The organism is Alteromonas sp. G4i35, assembly GCF_054960375.1.
This window is the reverse complement of sequence record NZ_JBHNZD010000042.1, coordinates 1-19282: the sequence shown is the minus strand read 5'-3', so window position 1 is coordinate 19282 and position 19282 is coordinate 1. Positions and strand designations below refer to the sequence as shown.

The window sequence follows — 19282 nt, the reverse complement described above, 5'->3', positions numbered from 1 at the left end:
GACTGCTTATTGCAGTCTTTTTTGTTTGCCCAGCGAAGCTGGCAAACCCGTCAGGTTGAAAGAAACCTGAATCACCCTGACTGAGGGGAAGATAATCCGAATGGCAAGGGCGCTGTTGGCCAACGATAGGGTCTGAAGGAAGCCATAGGAAGTTAGAGGTACACAACGAAAGTGAACCTGATTCGGCAAGGCAGGTGGGTAAGCGTGCAAAATAGCGCGAAGCCCGATACTCAGTCAGACCTGTTTTGTGTTTGAGGGTGGAATTTCTAACAGGGAGCCAGTGCAGTAACTGGGGAAGCCTGGCATTGGATCCAATCAAATGGTTGGACGTATCGTTCAAGGAGTGATCCAAGAATGTTGCGAGTGTGAGGTGGCAGATGAACCCGTAGTAGTGAGTAAGGCTAGGCCGATGAAAGCCAGTAATGGTGTGGAGGGTAAAACCAAGCCGACTATCAGCATTGTGTTTGATAGGATCCATTTTAGCCAAAAGCTTAAATGGATTGCGAAGGGGGGAAGCAGACTTTAAGACTCTGATGAGTTGTGAGTTTTTTTATCATTGATACACAAGCCGCCTGATCAGCGGGACAAGTCGAATCGGTGCGCTAGGAATAGTGATGTCTGGTGAGACAGGCCGTATATGGGAAGTAATTGTAGTCAAATTTGGTAGATTGCCTCAGTGCTAGAACGCCAAACCCTGCAATGAAAGTTACCACAATGTTAGAAAATGAACGATGTCCATAGGGCGCACGATACTAGATTGCAAATTAGCATTGTGTCACTTAGCAAGTGATATGAAGTATGCAGGAGCCGTATACGAGGCCCGTACGTACGGTTCTGTGAGAGGGATGAGGCGCAAGCCTCACCCTACTCGATATGTGAAAAGAATTATTCTTTAAAAAAACTAAGCGTTACATCGCTTGCGGGTTATCTAGCCGTCCAGCCCCCATCAAGCACCATGGTTTGCCCAGTTATATTGCGGGCACTGGGTGACATTAAGAAGCTTGCGGTATCGGCAAGCTCTTCAACGCTAACAAATTGCTTTTTAGGCATGGGCTCTAGCATTATTTTTGTTATTACCTCTTCTTCGGTAAGGTTATTTTCTTTTGCCTGTGCTGCAATTTGTTTCTCCACCAATGGTGTTTTCACATAGGCGGGGCAAAGGGTATTGATAGTTACATCGCAGTCTCCCGTTTCAAGCGCGATAGTTTTTGCAAACCCTAACAGCCCATGCTTCGCCGCTACATAAGCAGACTTATAGGGCGAGGCTACCAACGAGTGAATAGATCCTACATTGATGATGCGCCCGTAATTTTGCTTACGCATGGCAGGTAAAAACGCTTGGGTTAACAGAGCCGGGCCAACAAGCATGATATTTATAAGCTGCTGCCACTTATCTGCAGGGAAAGCCTCTATGCGTGAAACGTGCTGAATACCGGCATTGTTTATAAGTACATCAACGGTGTGTTTCCCTAGTACCTCAGGTAGTGCTGCGACTTGCTCTGCATCGCACACGTCTACGGCTACTGCGCTGGCCGAACCGTCTAAATGCGCAAGTCGAGTCACAGCCTCTTTTGCTGCCTGTTCGTTTATGTCGGCGATGATCACATGGTGCCCTTGTTTCATCATTGACTCAGCAATGCCAAAGCCAATGCCGCTTGCTCCACCAGTGATAAATATTGTGCGCTTAGTCATTGTTACTTCCGTTGGATTTATTTAGTGAAGGTGCACTATTTAATGAAAACAGCAGCTGTTTTACTGCGTTGATTTGTGCGCCGTCCCTGTTGGCGTAATCGCTAGAGGCATAGCCCCACCAATCCCAACAGCCTTGTGGATTTAACGGCATGAATAACGACTTCTTAGTTTGCGGATAAAGCACAACAATATTGTTGTCATCAGCCCATTCATTCAACCCCGTTTGGGTAGTGTAGGCATCGCCAACGGCATCGGCATACTGGTTACAGCCGTGGAAACTAATATGGGCTCTGCACGGCTCGCCTTGTGCACAGCTTTCAGGCACATACACAAAACCTTCGCTTGCTAATGTTTTGGCATCGCCACCGGCTATTTTTTGCTGATCAATTGAATGAATTTGCCCTGACAGTGACTCGTCGGGTGTCGAAACATCTTCAACAAGATGAGAGAGCATGGCACCTGCTGCATCGTAATCGCAGTTTCCAATGAAGGGGCTCTCTGATTTCATGCAGTTAACCCCATTGTTTTTGGTGGGAAAAAGGTGAGCCATCGGTTTGTCATTGATATAGGCAATATTTTGTGTGTCTGTCCACAATTTGTATTGCTCAAATAATAAATCGCTCACTGGTGCAATCACTCTGGTGTCTTGCGTACCGTGAAAAAGCCAGACTTTTGTGTCTTTCATATTGGAAAGCGACGCAATTTTTCCTTCAGTTTCATACTGTTTAGCTTTTTCATTCAGCGCTTCAAGGTTAATTTCTCCCTCTACCTTGTTCACGCACTGTGCCAGGGCAGTGGTTATATCACCTTGTGCACAGAAGTACGGGCCACCAGCGATGACGCCAACGCCTTTTACCCAGTCGCTGTGTGCTAATTGAAATTGTGTTGCCATGTAACCGCCTGACGATAAGCCAGATACGGTAACGTTCTTTAAATCAATGGTGAGTGAAGGGAGCGCGTCTTGCGCCGATGACTCATTACCGAATACCGGTACACTAACGGCAAGTGCGCTTAATACAGACAGACAAAGCGCGTGGCGTAAAAAGGGGGTAGATTTCATCATTGCATTGCTGCCTTATCATTTTCTAAAAATTGGCGAATAGCCTGAGCTTGAGCGGATACATTGGTCACGCCTTCTAAATGACCTAATTTGCCATTTAGCGTAACCAATGTGCTGTCGTTATTCATTGAAGTTAAACCTTGGTGTGCACTTTGCGATAAGTAGGGCATAAGTAGCAAATCTGTTTGGGCTGGAATAAACAGCGTTTTAGCCTTGATCGACGCCAGTCCTTGCTCAAGATTACCTTGATGCCCAGCAACGAAGAGCTGGCAAGCTCGAACCAAGTATAAAAGGTGGTTTGCGTCCATGGATTTTGCCCGGGTCTTTGCTCGCTCACGCAGCCAGTTCACAATACTGTGTGATTGACGTATGTCATTAAGCGGCGCCGACTCAACATTTTTATACCCTAACGTGTTGCCGGTTTGGTTGAAAAAAGAAGGGGTAAGGGCATTTTGCGTAATTAACATGAGCGAGGCAGCTAAGCCATTAAGAGGTGCTTGCTCTTTGGAATAAGCGCCGTTGTTCCAGTTTTTATCTAGAGTGATAGGCGTTGCCCAGTGTTCCAATGCCGCGGTAGTCCATGCATCGCTTTGACCTGCGCCGATAACTGAAATCATACGTTCAACCCAGTCTGGGTAAGCGCTCGCCCAATCGATAGCTTGCATAGAGCCCATAGAAGGCCCAATAACCGCATACAGTTTGCTAATGTCTAAACTTTCGAGAAGTGCTTTTTGAACATTGACAAAGTCACGTATTGTCACGACAGGAAAGTCTAAGCCATAGGGTTTTCCTGTATCTGGATTTATTGACGCAGGACCGGTTGTAATAACGTGAGGGTCGTAAGCATTTAAATTGGCCAGCGTATCAACGCTTATTACATAAAAGCGGTTTGTATCAATCGCCTTGCCGGGGCCGATAATACTATCCCAGTAACCGGGCACTGAGTCGCTTTCATTGTACTTTCCAGCTGCGTGAGAAGAGCCAGAAAAGTAGTGGGTAATCAGGATAACGTTGCTCTTAGCATCATTTAGCGTTCCGTACGCCTCCCAGCCAACTTTTACGTTTTTAATTTGTTTACCACCAAAGGTTGTGAAATGAGGCATTTCAAAAACGCGTTTTTCTACCATCAGCGAAGCGCTTGGCAAGGAAGAAACGGGCTCAGAAGTAGGTGCTTTTGAAGAACTGAGCAATGGCGATGTATCGTCGGATTCGCCAGCAATGCCCTGGCAATGTACCGTCAACATTAGTGTGGCAAATAATCCCACCAAGGAGCGCTGCTTTTTAACTAAATACACCTCAACCAAATTTGCTAATGCTAAGTGTTTCTGCACTCGTTGTGAGCTGAGCTGTTTCAATAGCTTATTGATGCCTTTGCTCTTATTCCACACTAACGTGGAAGCAAGCGTCTTTTTCCAATACATACTTTCTTGTCCTTTTCTCAGACCGCATTTTTAAATGGCAATGTTTTGCTAGAGTGACCTATTTGTCATGGGGTCTTCGACTATATCGTTGGCTTTGACTAATGCTACATAATGCTAAACAGGCCAATGGCCATAGCAAGCCCAATAACAGGCACCACCACAGTTAGTGCGCCAACCGCCCAGTAAGCAGCCTGATGGGTTTCGTTACAAATGGCGCGTATGGTAGTAACCACATAGCCATTGTGAGGTAACGAATCTAGTGCGCCTGATGATATAGACACAATTCTATGTAGCTGTTCTGGCTCTACGCCTTGGTCAAGGTAATGCGGAGCCACCAAGGGTAAGGCAATGGCTTGTCCGCCCGATGCACTTCCTGTTAACCCTGCAATCACGCTTACGGCAATGGCGGCACCAATAAGCTCGTTACCAGGAATTTGGGTCATAAGCGCTACGGTTGTTTGAAACGCTTCGGTGTTTTTTGCTATAGAGCCAAAACCTACAACAGCTGCGGTGTTACCTATGGCGATCAATGCGCCGGTGGTACCCGCATTTATGGCAACCGGTAAACTGTGAAAATGTTTGTAGTTAATAGCCAGCAAACACAGTACGCCGCCGCCTAACGCCAGAATAAGCGCAAGCTGAGCGAGTTCTTCATGGAATAGAAACGAAATGACTAACACCACGACTAACGGCACAATTCCGGTAAGCGGGTGGGGTAGCGCTCTGTCTCGCACTTCAGGGTCGCTTGCTCTGGCTTCAAACACCTCGCCGTTATTAACGGCTTTTCTGATCATCTTAGCAAGCCACCAGTAACCGAAGCATGCCATGAATATGGCGACGACAAGGCTAACTTCCCACGCGGCAAAAGGGGAGGTACCCAAATACTTTATAGGGATCCAGTTTTGGATTTCTGGCGAGCCCGCGGAGGTCATCGTAAATGTTACCGACCCGAATGCCATGGCAGCAGGTATGAAGCGACGGGGTAGGTTGGCATCTTTAAACAAACTCACCGCCATAGGGTAAACAGAAAACGCTACCACAAACACGCTTACACCACCGTAGGTCAAAATAGCGCAAGCTAGCACAACAGCTAATACGGCACGCTTGTAACCAATTTTGGTGATAATCCAGCGAGAAACAGCATCTGCTGCTCCTGTGTCTTCCATGAATTTACCGAATAACGCACCAAGTAAAAACATGAAAAACCAAGAGGCGATAAAGCCAGAGAAACCACTCATATAGGTTTGGACGAAGTTTACGTCGCCGGTGAAGACGCCGATATTATTGGTAATGGCAACGACAAGCGCACACAAAGGTGCAGCAATAAAGAGGTTCATTCCGCGTATTGTCAAAACAATAAGCAACAACAGACCGCCTACTAAGCCAATCATACTTAACATAGTTATTATTCCTTAAAAAATCTGTGACCGCAGATGATCCGAAACAGTTAAGTCGATTAAAGATTTGCTTACACTCAAAACCATAAAGTGTATACAAATCAGATAAAAAGCGTTCATAACAGATATAAAGTTTGCCGTTACTTTTATCAAAATCCCATAGTACGATGGTACTACATACTATTAACAATTAATTAACTAAAGTGATTTTGACCGTAGGCAATACATCCGGCAGTGACCAGAACTTAGAACAACAAGGACTCACTATGTCTCAATCAATACACACAAATGGCTTGGTTTTACCCTACCAATCACATTCAGCCTCTGTTAGCACAGTAGAACGCAAAAGCGATTCAGTTAAGCACCCCATGCACAGCCTTTGTGCCCTAGCGGTGGCTAGCGTTTTAAGCACAGCGCCAGTATTCGCTCAGGATAGTCAAGCTGATGCCGATGCCGAAGCGCAAAAAGGAAAATTAGAACGCATTGAGGTGACAGCGCGAAAAACTGTAGAGTCGCTACAGGAAACGCCGGTAGCTATCACGTCTATTGGTGCGGTTGAACTTGGCGAAAAAGGGATTAGCGTGCTGACTGAAGTGCAGCAGTTTTCGCCCAACACTACGCTACAAACTAGTCGCGGTACCAATTCCACCCTGACGGCATTTATTCGCGGATTGGGTCAGCAAGACCCGCTTTGGGGCTATGAACCAGGCGTGGGTATTTATGTTGACGATGTTTATATTGCTCGCCCACAAGGGGCCGTACTTGATTTGTTAGACGTACAGCGTATTGAGGTATTACGTGGCCCGCAGGGGACGCTTTACGGAAAGAATACCATTGGTGGCGCGGTTAAATACGTTACGAAGGAAATGACCGGCGATACGCAGATGAACGTTGAAGCTACGGTAGGTAGTTACAGTCAGCGTGATATCAAAGTGACAGGTCAAATACCGCTGATTGAAGACACGGTGTATCTAGGCGTGGGTTATGCCAACTTAAACCGCGACGGCTTCGGCGAATATCTGGTAAGCGCGTTGCCCAATCAAGATAAAGAGAACTACAACAAAGATCTCTGGGCAGCCCGTGTAACGCTAGAAGTTCACCCGAGTGAAGATTTGTTTTTCCGTATTGGGTGGGATAAGACCGAAGACACATCAAATGCGAAAGGCGGCTACCGTTTAATCCCAAGTATATTAACTGATGCGCCCGTGCCTGATTCGGTTTTCGATTCGTACACCAGCTTACCTACATGGAATAAAGTCGAGTTAGAAGGCTATAACTGGCTGGCACGATACAGAGTGAATGATGATTTAGAGCTTAAATATATTGGTTCGCATAGAGAGAGCTATTCACCTACCAACATTGATTTTGACAATACGCCTCTGCCTATTTTTGATGTACCGGCAGAGTATGACGACAGTAATGATACTCACGAGATTCAAGCGAATTATACCGGGAACGCGTTTAGCTTAGTGTCAGGGCTCTATTTTTACGATGGTGAGAGTTGCGGTAATTTTGATGCCATTTTAGGTGTGTTAGGTCAATCGCTTGGTGCCTCAGGGTTAACGCGGGAAGTGACGGGTTGTAATAACTCAGAAAGCTGGGCAGCGTACGCGCAAATGAATTATGACGTAACCGATAAGCTATCGCTTTCGCTGGGGGCCCGATACACTGATGAAGAAAAGACCGCGTTTGTAAATAACGGTCTGGTATTCGCCAATGTTTATCCTTATACCGACTGGATTGATGGGTACGTGCGTCCCGACGGACAATTAGTGCCTCAAGTACTTGGGACAGACACCGATGGCGATGAAGTGTTAGACGCGCCAGCGGTAGAGAGTTGGTCGCGCTTTACCCCGCGGGTAGGCGTGGAGTATCAAATGGACCGCGATACCATGTTCTTCGCGAGCTATTCACAAGGCTTCAAATCGGGCACGTTTAACCCTCGTGCTCAGACTAACGAGCCTGGTGTAGAACCAGAAGTCGTTGACAGCTTTGAAGTAGGTGTGAAGAGCGACTTAACCGACGCACTTCGTATGAATATCACTTTATTCTCATATGATCACAAAGATCGTCAGTATATTGGTGTAGAAGGGGATTTATCTGATCCAACCGCCCTCGACCAGCGGCTGCGCAATGCTGCAGAAACGGCCGCAAAAGGCGCCGAGTTGGAGATGACGTGGGTAGCTACGGATAACCTTCAGTTTGACGTTGCTTACGGTTATATTGACTTTGAGATTAAGAAAAACAATGCAATCCCTCCGTTGATTGGTCTAGCAAGTACGCCAGAGAATACCTTTAATCTAAATGCTAACTACCTACTAGAAACGAGCTTTGGGGATATTACTTTCAACGCCAACTACTACTATCGCGATGATTATCTTATCTTTGAAACCAGCGATCTTATTCAACAAGATGCCTATGGTATGGTGAACTTAAGCGCGCGCTGGGAAAGCGTGGAAGGCGACTGGTATGCTGGACTACACGTCAAAAACCTGACTGATGAAGAGTATCTGGTTGGTGGTTATGACTTTGTCACGCAAGACGATGAAGGTAACTTTGGTCCGGGCCTTGGTGGCGATACGACACTTATCGGTTATTACGGTGACCCACGTACAGTTCACCTTACGGTAGGTTATCGATTCTAAACGGTATGTTCTGAAGAAGACCAGCAACACGTTTCACGCCTAGGCCATTGCGCTTAGGCGTGCTCACGTTTGCTCGACCTCTTTCGATTGTGTTGGCCGGCGGATATGTCGAGCAGTGAAGGGCGTGGTGCGGAGCCTTACTCAATAACAGATGCACCAATAACAGATACGCCAATAAGATTAACCTTTTTTTACCGGCGTGATAGTATGTTGATTAACAAGGTAGTTACAAGTTGATAGCATTATGTCTGTGAAAATCTTGATTGCTGACGATCATCCTCTGTTCAGGGCTGCGATGTGCCATGCGTTAGCTAGTGTGGAGCATATCGAACTTGTAGAAACTTCCACGTTCCCCGATACGCTCACTAGTCTTGAAGAAGATGACGACATCGATCTGCTTTTCTTAGATCTCACGATGCCAGGCAATGAAGGGTTAAATGGCCTTGCTGAGGTACATGCGCTCTATCCTGATGTACTTGTTGTTGTTATTACCGCACAAGAAGAGCCTGATGTTATGGCAAAATCGTTTGCGTTAGGCGCAAGCGGTTTTATACCCAAATCAGCTTCGGTCGATTGCATTATTGACGCGGTAAATACGGTGTTAGACGGTGAAACTTGGATCCCGCCTTCAGTTCACAATGCATCAGCTACGATGCCAAATGCCACTGCATCGAATGCGAATGGCCACTCTGGCCAAGATGATTTCACCAACCGATTAAAGCAACTTACCCCTCACCAACTTAAAGTGTTGCGAATGGTATCAGACGGCTTGCTTAACAAGCAGATTGCTTACGAACTGGCCATTTCTGAGTCCACCGTTAAACAGCATGTATCTGCAGTATTGAGAAAGCTTGGTGTTATTAACAGAACCAAGGCCGGTATCGCGTTCAAAAATGCAATGCATTTAAGCTAAACGGAAAGCGAAAGACGTCTTCAAGACTATGATCATATTGATATAGTTTAAGCACTAACATGTATTATATGCTTTCCACTAGATTAGGGATTTTTGCGCGTTCGGTTCATCGTGCTAATTCGATCTCAATCAGCTCATGTGCTAGCGTAAGATTTCAAAGGATTAGTTTACTGGCGTAAAAGGATATTTATGACGCGATTTATTTTACTTTCCCTTCTTTTTAGTTCTTTCAATGCGTTTAGTGCCGTTACAGTATGGACAGATTTCACCCTAGACAACGGTCACGTTTTTTTGCCTGTTACCATAGAAGGCATCGAATCTCGGGTCATGCTGGATTCAGGAGCACAAATAAACAGTATCAATCGCGCGTTTATCGGGAAGCATAATTTAGACCTTGATAAAGGGCGCCCCGTGACCGTTAAAGGGGTGTACGACGTTGAAAGGCGAAACGCCTACAACAATGTAAACGTTGAAATATTTGGTAGTGATTTCGAGCTGGATTCACTTGTCGAATCCAGCTTAGGTCATCACTCCAATGGTATGTTACTGGGGGCAGGTTTTTTCAATAACTTCATCGTTCAATTGGACTACCCCCACAGAAAAATTCGTCTGGTGACGCGTGATTCGATAGATATGGGGGAGGTGGCAAATGTTCGAGCCAACTCTCAACAGGGTAGTGGAATGCCTATCGCGCAAGTAGAAATTAACGGTGTTGCGTTGTGGCTATTAGTCGATACTGGTAACGCCGGTACAATTTTGATTAACCGTCGAGCGGCGTCCAAGGTTGGGTTGCTTGAAAAAGTGGAAGGCGCAAGCACGTCATTTGGTGCCAATAGTTCTGGGGTCAATGAGTTCGCTACGTCTGATGTCGTGAAGTTTGGTCCATTCGAGATTAGTGACGTTAAGGTTAGCTTTCCTGCTGAAGGGCAAAAGACAAACTTAGAAAGTCAGTATGAAAGAACGGGTAGCCGGATAGGTGGAAAGCGGGTAGTAGGCTTAATAGGCTATGATTTGTTGAAAGACTTCGTTGTAACACTTGATTATCGTTACGGGAAACTTCACATCGCGTTACCGCAAAAGTAAAAAGTATCTTGATGCAAACCAGCTACCAAAAGAAGACGAAATACCTACTGCCGTACTACAAATGCGATCACGAGTTCTCTATTAAACAAGCGATTGCTTTAGCAGTCGCTTAAGTGCCGCAGGCTTTAAGGGTTTTGGCAGGTAGCTAAATTGTTGCTCCGCCGCTTCTTCTCTTATATCGTTACTTCTATTGGCAGTGACTAAAATCTTTAAGGCAAAACTCACGTTATTTTCAGAAAGAATCGCTGCAACGTCAAAACCGGTTTCGCCATAATTTAGGTGATAATCGGCGACGAGCACATCAAAGTGTTCTTGTGAAATACTCGACACTTCTGCTCCGCCCGCTATCAATGTTGTACTCCCTCCCCAATCTCTCAGTAAGGTACACATTGCATTTGCCACTTGCTCGTCATTTTCTACGAGTAGAAAACGGGTGTCTTTTAAAAATGCATTGTTGTTTTTATTCGCTGAGTCTAAAGAGGGCATTTGATGGGAGTGCCAGGAGACAGGGCGAGAACGGCTGTCTAATGCGCTTTTTTGAACGCTTACTGAATTATTTGGCGCACTTGCTGAGTTCTTCGTTAATACCGAATTATTAAAAGGGGAGTCAACATGATTAGTGTTACTTGCGTGCGCGGTGAGTATCGAGGCTTCGCTTTGAAATGCTCTAGATACAGCCACACTGAAGCAGCTTCCTTTATTTGGCGATGAAGTCAGTCCGACTTCATGACCGAGTAGTCGACATATCTTATCTACAATAGTCAGGCCTAATCCAATTCCTTCGCCTTTGTTGTTGCTCTCTAGCTGGTGGAATTCACTAAATATTTCATGCTGTTGGTGGTCGGCGATACCTAGTCCGGTATCGTAAACACAAAGCTTTATAACCTGCTCGGTATTTGTGACTCTTGTGCGTCTCACGCCCACCAAAATACGGCCTTTTGCGGTATAGCGGACTGCGTTGGACAGCAAGTTTTGAAGCACCCGTCGCAGTAGCACTTTGTCCGAGTACACCATAACTCTGGTCGGTACATACCTGAGCTCAATACCTTTTTGCTTTGCAATGACACTAAATTCCTGCACCAATGAAGACAACATATCACTGACTGGAAATTCAGTCTTTTGAGGGGTAAGTACGCCAGCGTCTAATTTCGTCATATCAAGTAGCATTGAAAGTAAGCTCTGAGCATTGTCCAAAGAATTCACCACGCCTTCAGATAGTGTGGCCAGTTCACTACCTTGCGTCTTTTTGCTGAGCATGCTGGCAAATAATGTTGCGGCGTTGAAAGGTTGCATGAGATCGTGCCCAGCCGCGGCCAGAAATTTGGTTTTGCTCTCGTTAGCTTTGTCAGCGTGTTGTTTGGCTTCTTCTAATTCTGCTGTACGCTGCGCAACCCTTGCCTCCAAGTCTTCTTTTGCACTTTCTAATTCTTTTTGAATTGCTATGTATTCAGTGATATCGCTATAGGTAGTCACGTAGCCGCCACCAGGTAGCGGCGCGCCGTTAAGTTCAATCACTTTTCCGTCAGGCTGTTTGCGAATATGTTTATGACGGGTGCCTTCCAGCATGTAGCTAACGCGCTTTTCGATAGATGAGGGGCTAAACAACCCTCGGTTTGCGTTGTAGCTAAGTATATCGGTAATGGGCATGCCCGCTTTTAGAAATCCTTTAGGGTAGGCAAATAACTCCACGTAACGTTCGTTCCACGCCAGTAGCTGCAGTTTGTCATCAAGCACACTTATGCCTTGCTCAATGTTTTGCACTGACGATTGAAGTACCTCGTGGTTAAACTGAAATGACTGAGAAGCTTCTTCTACCCAGTCAACCAGTTCTGGAAAGCTATCGCTGCCTGTATCTGCGATGGCACCCAGTAATATACGAGCACTAGGAGCTCCTACTTGTGCGGCAAGCAACTTATTTACCCTGTCGATAAGCGCCTGACTGGCATAACCACTGCTAGCGGCGCGATTGACGTCAACTGATAGCTGCTTAACCAGTTGAGAGTGCGTGGCACTTTCGAGCACACGTTCGGTGAGTGCAATTAAGTCCCTCACTTTTACCAGTAAACGAGGTGTGTCGTGATCTGTGAGGAGCGTATTATTTGGCTTAGTGCCACGTCTTGATGTAATTAATGCAACCGTAACGAATGTAAGGCAATTAGCCAATAAGGAAAAGGCAAAGCCCAAACCAAGCGCTTGATCAGTGGGTGCTGGGTTGAAATAATAACTCGACAGTAAGCTTGGGTAGAGGAGGAATGCTGCCCAACATGTAAACCCTACCAATAAGGCGCAAATAGCGGCAGCTTTGTTGCTTTTCGTCCAGTAAAGACCAAACATAAGTGCAGGCATGCACTGTGCTAATAATGCAATAGCAATCACCCCGCTTTTAACCAGAGGTGCAGCCTGACTTATATTCAAGTGATACCAGAGCGCAATGCTAAGTACGACCACAACGGTAATACGACGTATAGACAGTATTTTGTTTGGCTGCATTGAACGATTGGGCGAAGTCTTTAGTCGCGCTTTTAGCCAAAGTGGCGTAACAACATTGTTCGAGATCATTATTCCCAGCGCCAAGGTTGCAACAATCACCATGCTGGTGGTTGCAGAAAGGCCTCCTATGAAAGCAAATGACGACAGCGCGATATTTTCAGCATATAAAGGTAGGGCAAGCACATACGCATCAGAGCTCGTATCCACTGGCAACAGCATTTTTCCTGCAAGTGCAATTGGAATAATAAAAAGGGTCATGCCAAATAAATAGAGGGGAAATAGCCACCTTGCTGTTCTAAGCTCCCCCTCACCGTTCTGCTCAACGAAGTTCATATGAAACTGTCGTGGCAAAACGAACATAGAGCAAACGCCCAAAACAACATGTGATACATAAACCCAGGGTGCGCTATCAGCATAAATGACTTCTCGAGCACTGGCATTTGAAGCGGCGTTAGACACCAAATCCAACACACCATCAAACAGATAGAAGCAAACGAAAACACCTACAGCGCACAGGGCAACAAGCTTTATAACCGATTCAAACGCTATAGTAAGTAGCAGACCGGGGTGTTTGTCGGTCAAGTTGAGTGTACGGGTACCGAAGATAATGGCAAATAATGCGAGCAAGATAGCTACGTAGATACTTAACCATGGCGTGCTTGTATGCGCGTCGTCAGTCAACAAATTTATTGATTTCGTAATGGCGTCTAACTGCAGGGCAATGTAGGGCACTACACCGAAAAAACACAGTAAAGTGATAAGCGCGGCAATCAAGTGGGAGTGCTGGTATTTAAGTGAGATGAGGTCTGCTAAAGAGCTGATGTTGTGTTGTTGACACAGTCTGCTTATATGAAGCACCACAGGAAACGCAAATGCCATAGTCAGCATAATCCCTAAGTAAGTAGGGATAACTGCCCAGCCATATTGTGCTGCTTGAGAGGTAGTGCCGAAAAATGCCCAAGATGTACAATGCACGCCCAATCCAAGACTGTACAATATTGGGTGTTGCCGGTTGTCACGTAAACGCTTATCGCCCCAAAATGCTAAAGCGAAAAGCGCGAGGAGATAACAACCAACAATAGTGCCAACCGTCCAGATACTTAGCATAGATATTCCGTGTAGTTGAACGCATTTATTAGCGCAATTGAAAGCGCGTTTTATTGTTGATTTACATTAACATAGTTTTCACATGCGAGGTATCTTCTGTTGGTACACAAGCAATATTTCGGAGTTAATTATTTGCAATTTGAACGATAAGTGATAGGTTTTTATACAAGGCGACGTCTTTTTGAGCAGTAGGATTTACACATAAGTCGGTCTTAGCCAATCACCGGAATAATAAAAAGGGAATTTAATGAAACAAAATTCAGCAAGCACACGTATTCTGCGAATCTCACTACTAATTTCAACTATAATATCTGCATCTGTTTGGGCTATTCCGAATCAACCTGAATGCGCAGACGAAGATTGTTCACTTGCTAAGCTGAATACACTTCGAGCTTTGGCGTCCAGAGGTCATGAACAAACCAGCTTCTCCCTTGGCCACATCTTTATGAATCCTGAATCTGGGGTAAAGACAGATTTAGAAAATGCCTATTATTACTTTGATAAGTCTGCCAAACAGGGCTTCCTGCCAGCTTACCGACAAGCAGCGGGGATGGCTGCACAGGGAATTGGTACACAAAAGAATATGGCTGAAGCCAAGCGATTGATGAAATTTGCTGCAGATGAAGGCGTTAATAGAACGGCAGAGGAATATGCTGTTCTCGTCTTTTCTGATAATGAATCTACCGACGAAGAAAAAGCGACTGCGGTTGAATTTTTGGAAGCCGAAGTTGAAGAAGGAATGAGCTACCTCGCTAACTATGTATTAGCCGTTCTTTATATCAATGGAGAGTTTGTGGAAAAGGATATAGTGAAAGCGAAGTCTCTATTAGCATTTCCAGCGTCAGGTAAATACGCCAATTCGGTAGAGCTACTTCAACAATTAAGTGGAGAGAAAGTTATAGCGCAGGACAATGAGAACCCTAAGTCTACTGCTGGTCTCGATAGCAGCATTGAAACTATTACGGTGACTGGAATTAGTATCAATATGGGCGATGTTCACGGGTTGATGCTAAGTGAACTCAGAAAGCACCATGGGCAAACGGGAAGCAGGATAAAAGGGAATGGTTGCAAAAGAGGTGACCCTCAGTGTGTTATCCTAGATAGTGGTTCAATACGAACGCCAACATTTTGGCAAGTTGGTACCACTAGGTAACTAAATTAAAAAAACTCATTAAAGCGTTAGGAAGCCAAACTTAGTATTGAAGTTTGGCTTTTTTTATATTTTTTTAAAATCACCCACAAAAATAATGTGGATACCCTTGATCACCTTAAATCTAGCCCCATAACTAAGCGCAACAGACTTATTCCCAATAATTTTAACGTTATTGGGCAATGCCTAATTAAGAAAAACGTTTGGAGGTAGGCATGAGCGATAATCGCGACGTGCAGGCAGAACAAGAAAATACAGTTGATCAAACTGTTCAAAATGCTGAAGAAGCGCAAGTTGAAGCGCAAGAAACAGAAGGCGTAGAGCTTGATGAAAATGCACAACGCATTTATGAGCTAGAAACAGCGCTTTCTGAGGCGCAAGCAACCATTAAAGAACAGCAAGATGGTGTGCTTCGCGCGCGTGCAGATGCTGACAACGCACGTCGTCGTGCTGAAGGTGAAGTAGAAAAGGCGCGTAAATTTGCCCTTGAACGCTTCGCTGGTGAGTTGCTACCGGTTATCGACAACTTAGAACGTGCTATCGAAATGACCGATGCTGACAATGAAGCGGTTAAGCCGCTTTTAGAAGGTGTGGAAATGACCCACAAAACTTTCTTAAGCACTATTGAGAAATTTGGATTAAGCCTTATTGATCCGCAGGGCGAAACCTTCAACCCTGACTTGCATCAGGCAATGTCTATGCAAGAAAGTGCAGACCACGAGCCAAATACGGTGATGGCGGTTATGCAAAAAGGTTATCAAATTAACGGCCGCTTGTTACGCCCAGCCATGGTTATGGTATCGCGTGCGCCAAGTGGTGGTGTGGACACGCAAGCGTAAGTCACGCTTTTTGCGATAAACACACAAAAATGTCAGTTTTTTTACTGACATCTATTGAAAAGATCGGGGAATAACCCCACTAAAAGTACAGAATTAAGAAACTTTTTCGGAGACACGAAATGGGTAGAATCATTGGTATCGACTTAGGTACAACGAATTCATGTGTCGCAGTTCTAGACGGCGACAAACCTCGCGTAATTGAAAACGCGGAAGGCGATCGTACAACACCTTCAATCATCGCTTACACAAACGATGGTGAAACACTTGTAGGTCAATCGGCGAAGCGTCAGGCGGTAACAAACCCTGAAAACACTTTATTCGCAATCAAGCGTCTAATTGGTCGTCGCTTCCAAGATAAAGAAGTACAGCGCGACATCGACATCATGCCTTTCAAAATTGTAGGTGCTGATAACGGTGATGCATGGGTAGAAGCGAAAGGCGAGAAAATGGCGCCACCGCAGATTTCTGCTGAAGTACTTAAGAAAATGAAGAAGACTGCTGAAGACTATCTTGGCGAAGAAGTAACTGGTGCAGTTATTACTGTTCCTGCTTACTTTAACGATTCTCAGCGTCAAGCTACAAAAGATGCGGGTCGTATCGCAGGTCTTGAAGTTAAGCGTATCATCAACGAGCCAACTGCTGCTGCACTTGCGTACGGCATGGACAAAAAGCAAGGCGATAACGTTGTTGCAGTATACGACTTAGGTGGTGGTACGTTCGATATCTCTATCATCGAAATTGATGAAGTAGATGGCGAGCACACGTTTGAAGTACTAGCGACTAACGGTGACACACACCTTGGTGGTGAAGACTTCGATAACCGTGTTATCAACTACCTAGTTGAAGAGTTTAAGAAAGATCAAGGCATCGACCTTCGTAAAGATCCGCTAGCTATGCAGCGTCTTAAAGAAGCGGGCGAGAAAGCCAAAATCGAACTTTCTTCTTCACAACAGACAGAAGTTAACCTGCCTTACATCACTGCTGATGCAACAGGTCCTAAGCACTTAGCAATTAAGCTTACTCGTGCAAAACTTGAGTCTTTAGTTGAAGATCTAGTGAAAAACTCGCTTAACCCGCTTAAGCAAGCACTAGCTGACTCAGACCTATCTGTAGGCGACATTAACGACATCATCCTTGTGGGTGGTCAAACACGTATGCCGCTTGTACAGAAGTATGTAACTGAGTTCTTCGGTAAAGAGCCACGTAAAGACGTTAACCCTGATGAAGCAGTAGCAGTAGGTGCGGCAATTCAAGGTGGTGTACTTTCTGGTGACGTTAAAGACGTACTACTTCTAGACGTTACGCCTCTGTCTCTAGGTATTGAGACAATGGGCGGTGTAATGACTGCGCTTATCGAGAAGAACACGACTATCCCAACTAAGAAGTCGCAAACGTTCTCGACAGCGGAAGACAACCAGTCTGCGGTAACAGTACACGTGCTACAAGGTGAGCGTAAGCAGTCAAGCGGCAACAAGTCTCTTGGTCAATTCAACCTTGAAGGTATTCGCCCAGCAGCGCGCGGTGTACCGCAAATCGAAGTTACCTTCGACCTAGATGCTGACGGTATCCTACACGTGTCTGCGAAAGATAAAGACACAGGTAAAGAGCAGAAGATCACCATCAAAGCTTCTTCAGGCCTAAGCGATGAAGAAGTAGAAAAAATGGTAGCAGACGCAGAAGCGAACAAAGAAGCTGATGCGAAGTTTGAAGAGCTAATTCAAGCGCGTAACCAAGCTGATGGCATGATCCACGCTACGCGTAAGCAGCTTGAAGAAGTTGGCGATGCACTAAGTGCAGAAGACAAAGCGCCAATTGAAGAAGCTCTTACTGCGCTTGAAACAGCGTCTAAAGGCGAAGACAAAGCAGAAATCGAAGCGAAAACGCAAGAACTTATTCAAGCGTCTAGCAAGCTGATGGAAGCTGCGCAAGCACAACAAGCAGCCGCTGGCGGCGCTGAAGGTGCAGAGCAGCAAGCGTCTTCTGGTAAAGCAGACGATGACGTTGTTGACGCTGAATTCGAAGAAGTGAAAGACGACGATAAGAAGTAAACTGTTGTGTCAGGCCCGTTACCTAGCATGATAGCGGGCCGTATAAGCAGTTCAGGCGCATCAGGAATTTCTTGTTGCGCCTTTGTTGTGTAAATGACTTGGCTTTATTGAATGTGTGTTCAGGTTATTTTCACAACAGTCAGATGTAGATTCGATGAGCATAAAATGCTTGTCGACAAAAAGTAGGATATGTAAACGATATGTCGAAACGAGACTACTACGAAGTACTCGGGGTAGATAAAAGCGCAGGCGAACGCGAAATTAAAAAGGCGTACAAAAAGCTTGCGATGAAGTATCACCCTGACCGTACGCAAGGCGATAAAGCCCTGGAAGACAAGTTTAAAGAAATCCAGGAAGCCTACGAAATTCTGTCAGATTCGCAGAAACGTGCAGCATACGACCAATATGGCCATGCGGGTGTTGATCCAAACCGTGGCGGCGGTGGCTTCGGTGGTGGTGCCGATTTCGGTGATATCTTTGGCGATGTATTTGGTGATATCTTTGGCGGTGGTGGTCGCGGTGGACGTCAGTCGCGTGCTCGTCAAGGTTCAGACCTTCGCTACAACTTAGAGCTTACCCTCGAAGAAGCGGTTCGTGGCAAGAGTGTAGATATTCGCGTACCAACCTTGGTTGAATGTGATGTGTGTGATGGTTCTGGTGCGAAGAAAGGCTCTTCACCTAAAACCTGTCCAACCTGTCACGGTAATGGCCAAGTTCAAATGCGCCAGGGCTTCTTCGCTGTTCAGCAAACCTGCCCAACGTGTTCAGGTAAAGGCAAGATCATTGAAGATCCTTGTAACAGCTGTCATGGCCACGGTCGTAAAGAAAAGACTAAGACCCTTAACGTTAAAATTCCAGCTGGCGTAGATACCGGTGATCGTATTCGTCTATCAGGCGAAGGTGAAGCTGGGGAAAACGGTGCACCTCCAGGTGATTTATACGTTCAGGTCCACGTACGTGAGCACGATATCTTTAAGCGCGATGGCAACAATTTGTACTGTGAAGTACCGTTAAGCTTCACTACGGCAGCCCTTGGCGGCGAGCTAGAAGTGCCAACGCTAGATGGGAAAGTAAAACTGAAAATCAGCCCTGAAACGCAGACTGGCCGAATGTTCCGTCTACGTGGTAAAGGTGTTAAATCAGTGCGAAGTGGTGCCATGGGCGACTTAATGTGTAAGGTTGTGGTCGAAACACCAGTAAACTTATCATCTCGCCAAAAAGAACTACTTCAAGAGCTTGAAGAGTCGATGGGTAAAGCGTCAAGTAAGCACAGCCCGAAAGCGCAAGGCTTCTTTGACGGCGTTAAAAAGTTCTTTGACGATTTAACGAACTAATTGCTTAGTAGTACATACTTTATTTGAAAGCCCTCAGTTGAGGGCTTTTTTATTTTTGAAAGGCATTTAAACGCGCTCTTATGAGTGGCCAATTATCCATGCA

Annotated in this window: 14 protein-coding genes; 8 read left to right on the top strand and 6 right to left on the bottom strand. The window is 45.6% G+C overall.

What is annotated here, in order from left to right; genetic code table 11:
• Nucleotides 1–340 (bottom strand): hypothetical protein (locus ACFI6L_RS19405; RefSeq protein ID WP_462574635.1); only part of this gene is annotated, 340 nt, incomplete at its 3' end.
• A gap of 30 nt (nucleotides 341–370) precedes the next feature.
• Here ACFI6L_RS19405 and ACFI6L_RS19400 point away from each other — a divergent pair.
• The gene (locus tag ACFI6L_RS19400) at nucleotides 371–526 is read left to right on the top strand and encodes a hypothetical protein (RefSeq protein WP_232363669.1); all 156 of its coding nucleotides are present in this window, start codon (nucleotides 371–373) and stop codon (nucleotides 524–526) included.
• Between the two features lie 398 nt (nucleotides 527–924).
• Here ACFI6L_RS19400 and ACFI6L_RS19395 read toward each other — a convergent pair whose 3' ends face one another.
• The 4 genes from ACFI6L_RS19395 to ACFI6L_RS19380 all read right to left on the bottom strand — a co-directional run bounded on the left by ACFI6L_RS19395 (nucleotide 925) and on the right by ACFI6L_RS19380 (nucleotide 5573).
• Nucleotides 925–1692: a 3-hydroxybutyrate dehydrogenase gene (locus ACFI6L_RS19395; RefSeq protein ID WP_462574634.1), complete on the bottom strand. Its 768-nt coding sequence runs from the start codon at nucleotides 1690–1692 to the stop codon at nucleotides 925–927.
• Complete coding sequence (locus ACFI6L_RS19390; protein ID WP_462574633.1) at nucleotides 1685–2755, bottom strand: extracellular catalytic domain type 2 short-chain-length polyhydroxyalkanoate depolymerase; 1071 nt, start codon at nucleotides 2753–2755, stop codon at nucleotides 1685–1687. The genes ACFI6L_RS19395 and ACFI6L_RS19390 overlap by 8 nt, the downstream gene beginning before the upstream one ends.
• A complete protein-coding gene (locus tag ACFI6L_RS19385; RefSeq protein WP_462574631.1) occupies nucleotides 2752–4173 on the bottom strand; it encodes an E22 family MetX-like putative esterase in 1422 nt (473 codons plus the stop codon). Before ACFI6L_RS19385 ends, ACFI6L_RS19390 begins: the two co-directional genes overlap by 4 nt.
• 104 nt (nucleotides 4174–4277) lie before the next feature.
• Nucleotides 4278–5573 carry a GntP family permease gene (locus ACFI6L_RS19380; protein WP_014976110.1) on the bottom strand — a complete coding sequence of 432 codons (1296 nt, stop codon included), beginning with the start codon at nucleotides 5571–5573 and terminating at the stop codon, nucleotides 4278–4280.
• 263 nt (nucleotides 5574–5836) lie between these two features.
• On the opposite strand from ACFI6L_RS19380, the gene ACFI6L_RS19375 reads away from it, so the two are divergent.
• The 3 genes from ACFI6L_RS19375 (at nucleotide 5837) to ACFI6L_RS19365 (ending at nucleotide 10211) form a co-directional block, all read left to right on the top strand.
• Entirely contained in the window at nucleotides 5837–8215 is a 2379-nt protein-coding gene (locus ACFI6L_RS19375; RefSeq protein ID WP_462574630.1) for a TonB-dependent receptor, read from the top strand.
• Nucleotides 8216–8459: 244 nt separating this feature from the next.
• The gene (locus ACFI6L_RS19370) at nucleotides 8460–9128 is read left to right on the top strand and encodes a response regulator transcription factor (RefSeq protein ID WP_049586800.1); all 669 of its coding nucleotides are present in this window, start codon (nucleotides 8460–8462) and stop codon (nucleotides 9126–9128) included.
• A gap of 189 nt (nucleotides 9129–9317) precedes the next feature.
• Nucleotides 9318–10211 (top strand): aspartyl protease family protein, encoded by an 894-nt coding sequence (locus tag ACFI6L_RS19365; protein WP_014976113.1) that lies wholly within the window; start codon nucleotides 9318–9320, stop codon nucleotides 10209–10211.
• A gap of 81 nt (nucleotides 10212–10292) precedes the next feature.
• On the opposite strand, the gene ACFI6L_RS19360 is transcribed toward ACFI6L_RS19365, so the two are convergent.
• Nucleotides 10293–13808: a PAS domain-containing hybrid sensor histidine kinase/response regulator gene (locus ACFI6L_RS19360; RefSeq protein WP_462574629.1), complete on the bottom strand. Its 3516-nt coding sequence runs from the start codon at nucleotides 13806–13808 to the stop codon at nucleotides 10293–10295.
• A gap of 247 nt (nucleotides 13809–14055) precedes the next feature.
• Between ACFI6L_RS19360 and ACFI6L_RS19355 the strand changes: the two genes are divergently transcribed.
• The 4 genes from ACFI6L_RS19355 (at nucleotide 14056) to dnaJ (ending at nucleotide 19179) form a co-directional block, all read left to right on the top strand.
• Nucleotides 14056–14961 carry a tetratricopeptide repeat protein gene (locus tag ACFI6L_RS19355; RefSeq protein ID WP_101564003.1) on the top strand — a complete coding sequence of 302 codons (906 nt, stop codon included), beginning with the start codon at nucleotides 14056–14058 and terminating at the stop codon, nucleotides 14959–14961.
• Nucleotides 14962–15173: 212 nt separating this feature from the next.
• The gene (gene grpE, locus ACFI6L_RS19350; protein ID WP_039216268.1) at nucleotides 15174–15797 is read left to right on the top strand and encodes a nucleotide exchange factor GrpE; all 624 of its coding nucleotides are present in this window, start codon (nucleotides 15174–15176) and stop codon (nucleotides 15795–15797) included.
• A 119-nt stretch (nucleotides 15798–15916) separates the two neighbouring features.
• Nucleotides 15917–17845 (top strand): molecular chaperone DnaK, encoded by a 1929-nt coding sequence (gene dnaK, locus ACFI6L_RS19345; protein WP_462574628.1) that lies wholly within the window; start codon nucleotides 15917–15919, stop codon nucleotides 17843–17845.
• 200 nt (nucleotides 17846–18045) lie between these two features.
• Complete coding sequence (gene dnaJ, locus ACFI6L_RS19340) at nucleotides 18046–19179, top strand: molecular chaperone DnaJ (protein ID WP_039216266.1); 1134 nt, start codon at nucleotides 18046–18048, stop codon at nucleotides 19177–19179.
• The last annotated feature ends 103 nt before the right edge of the window (nucleotides 19180–19282 follow it).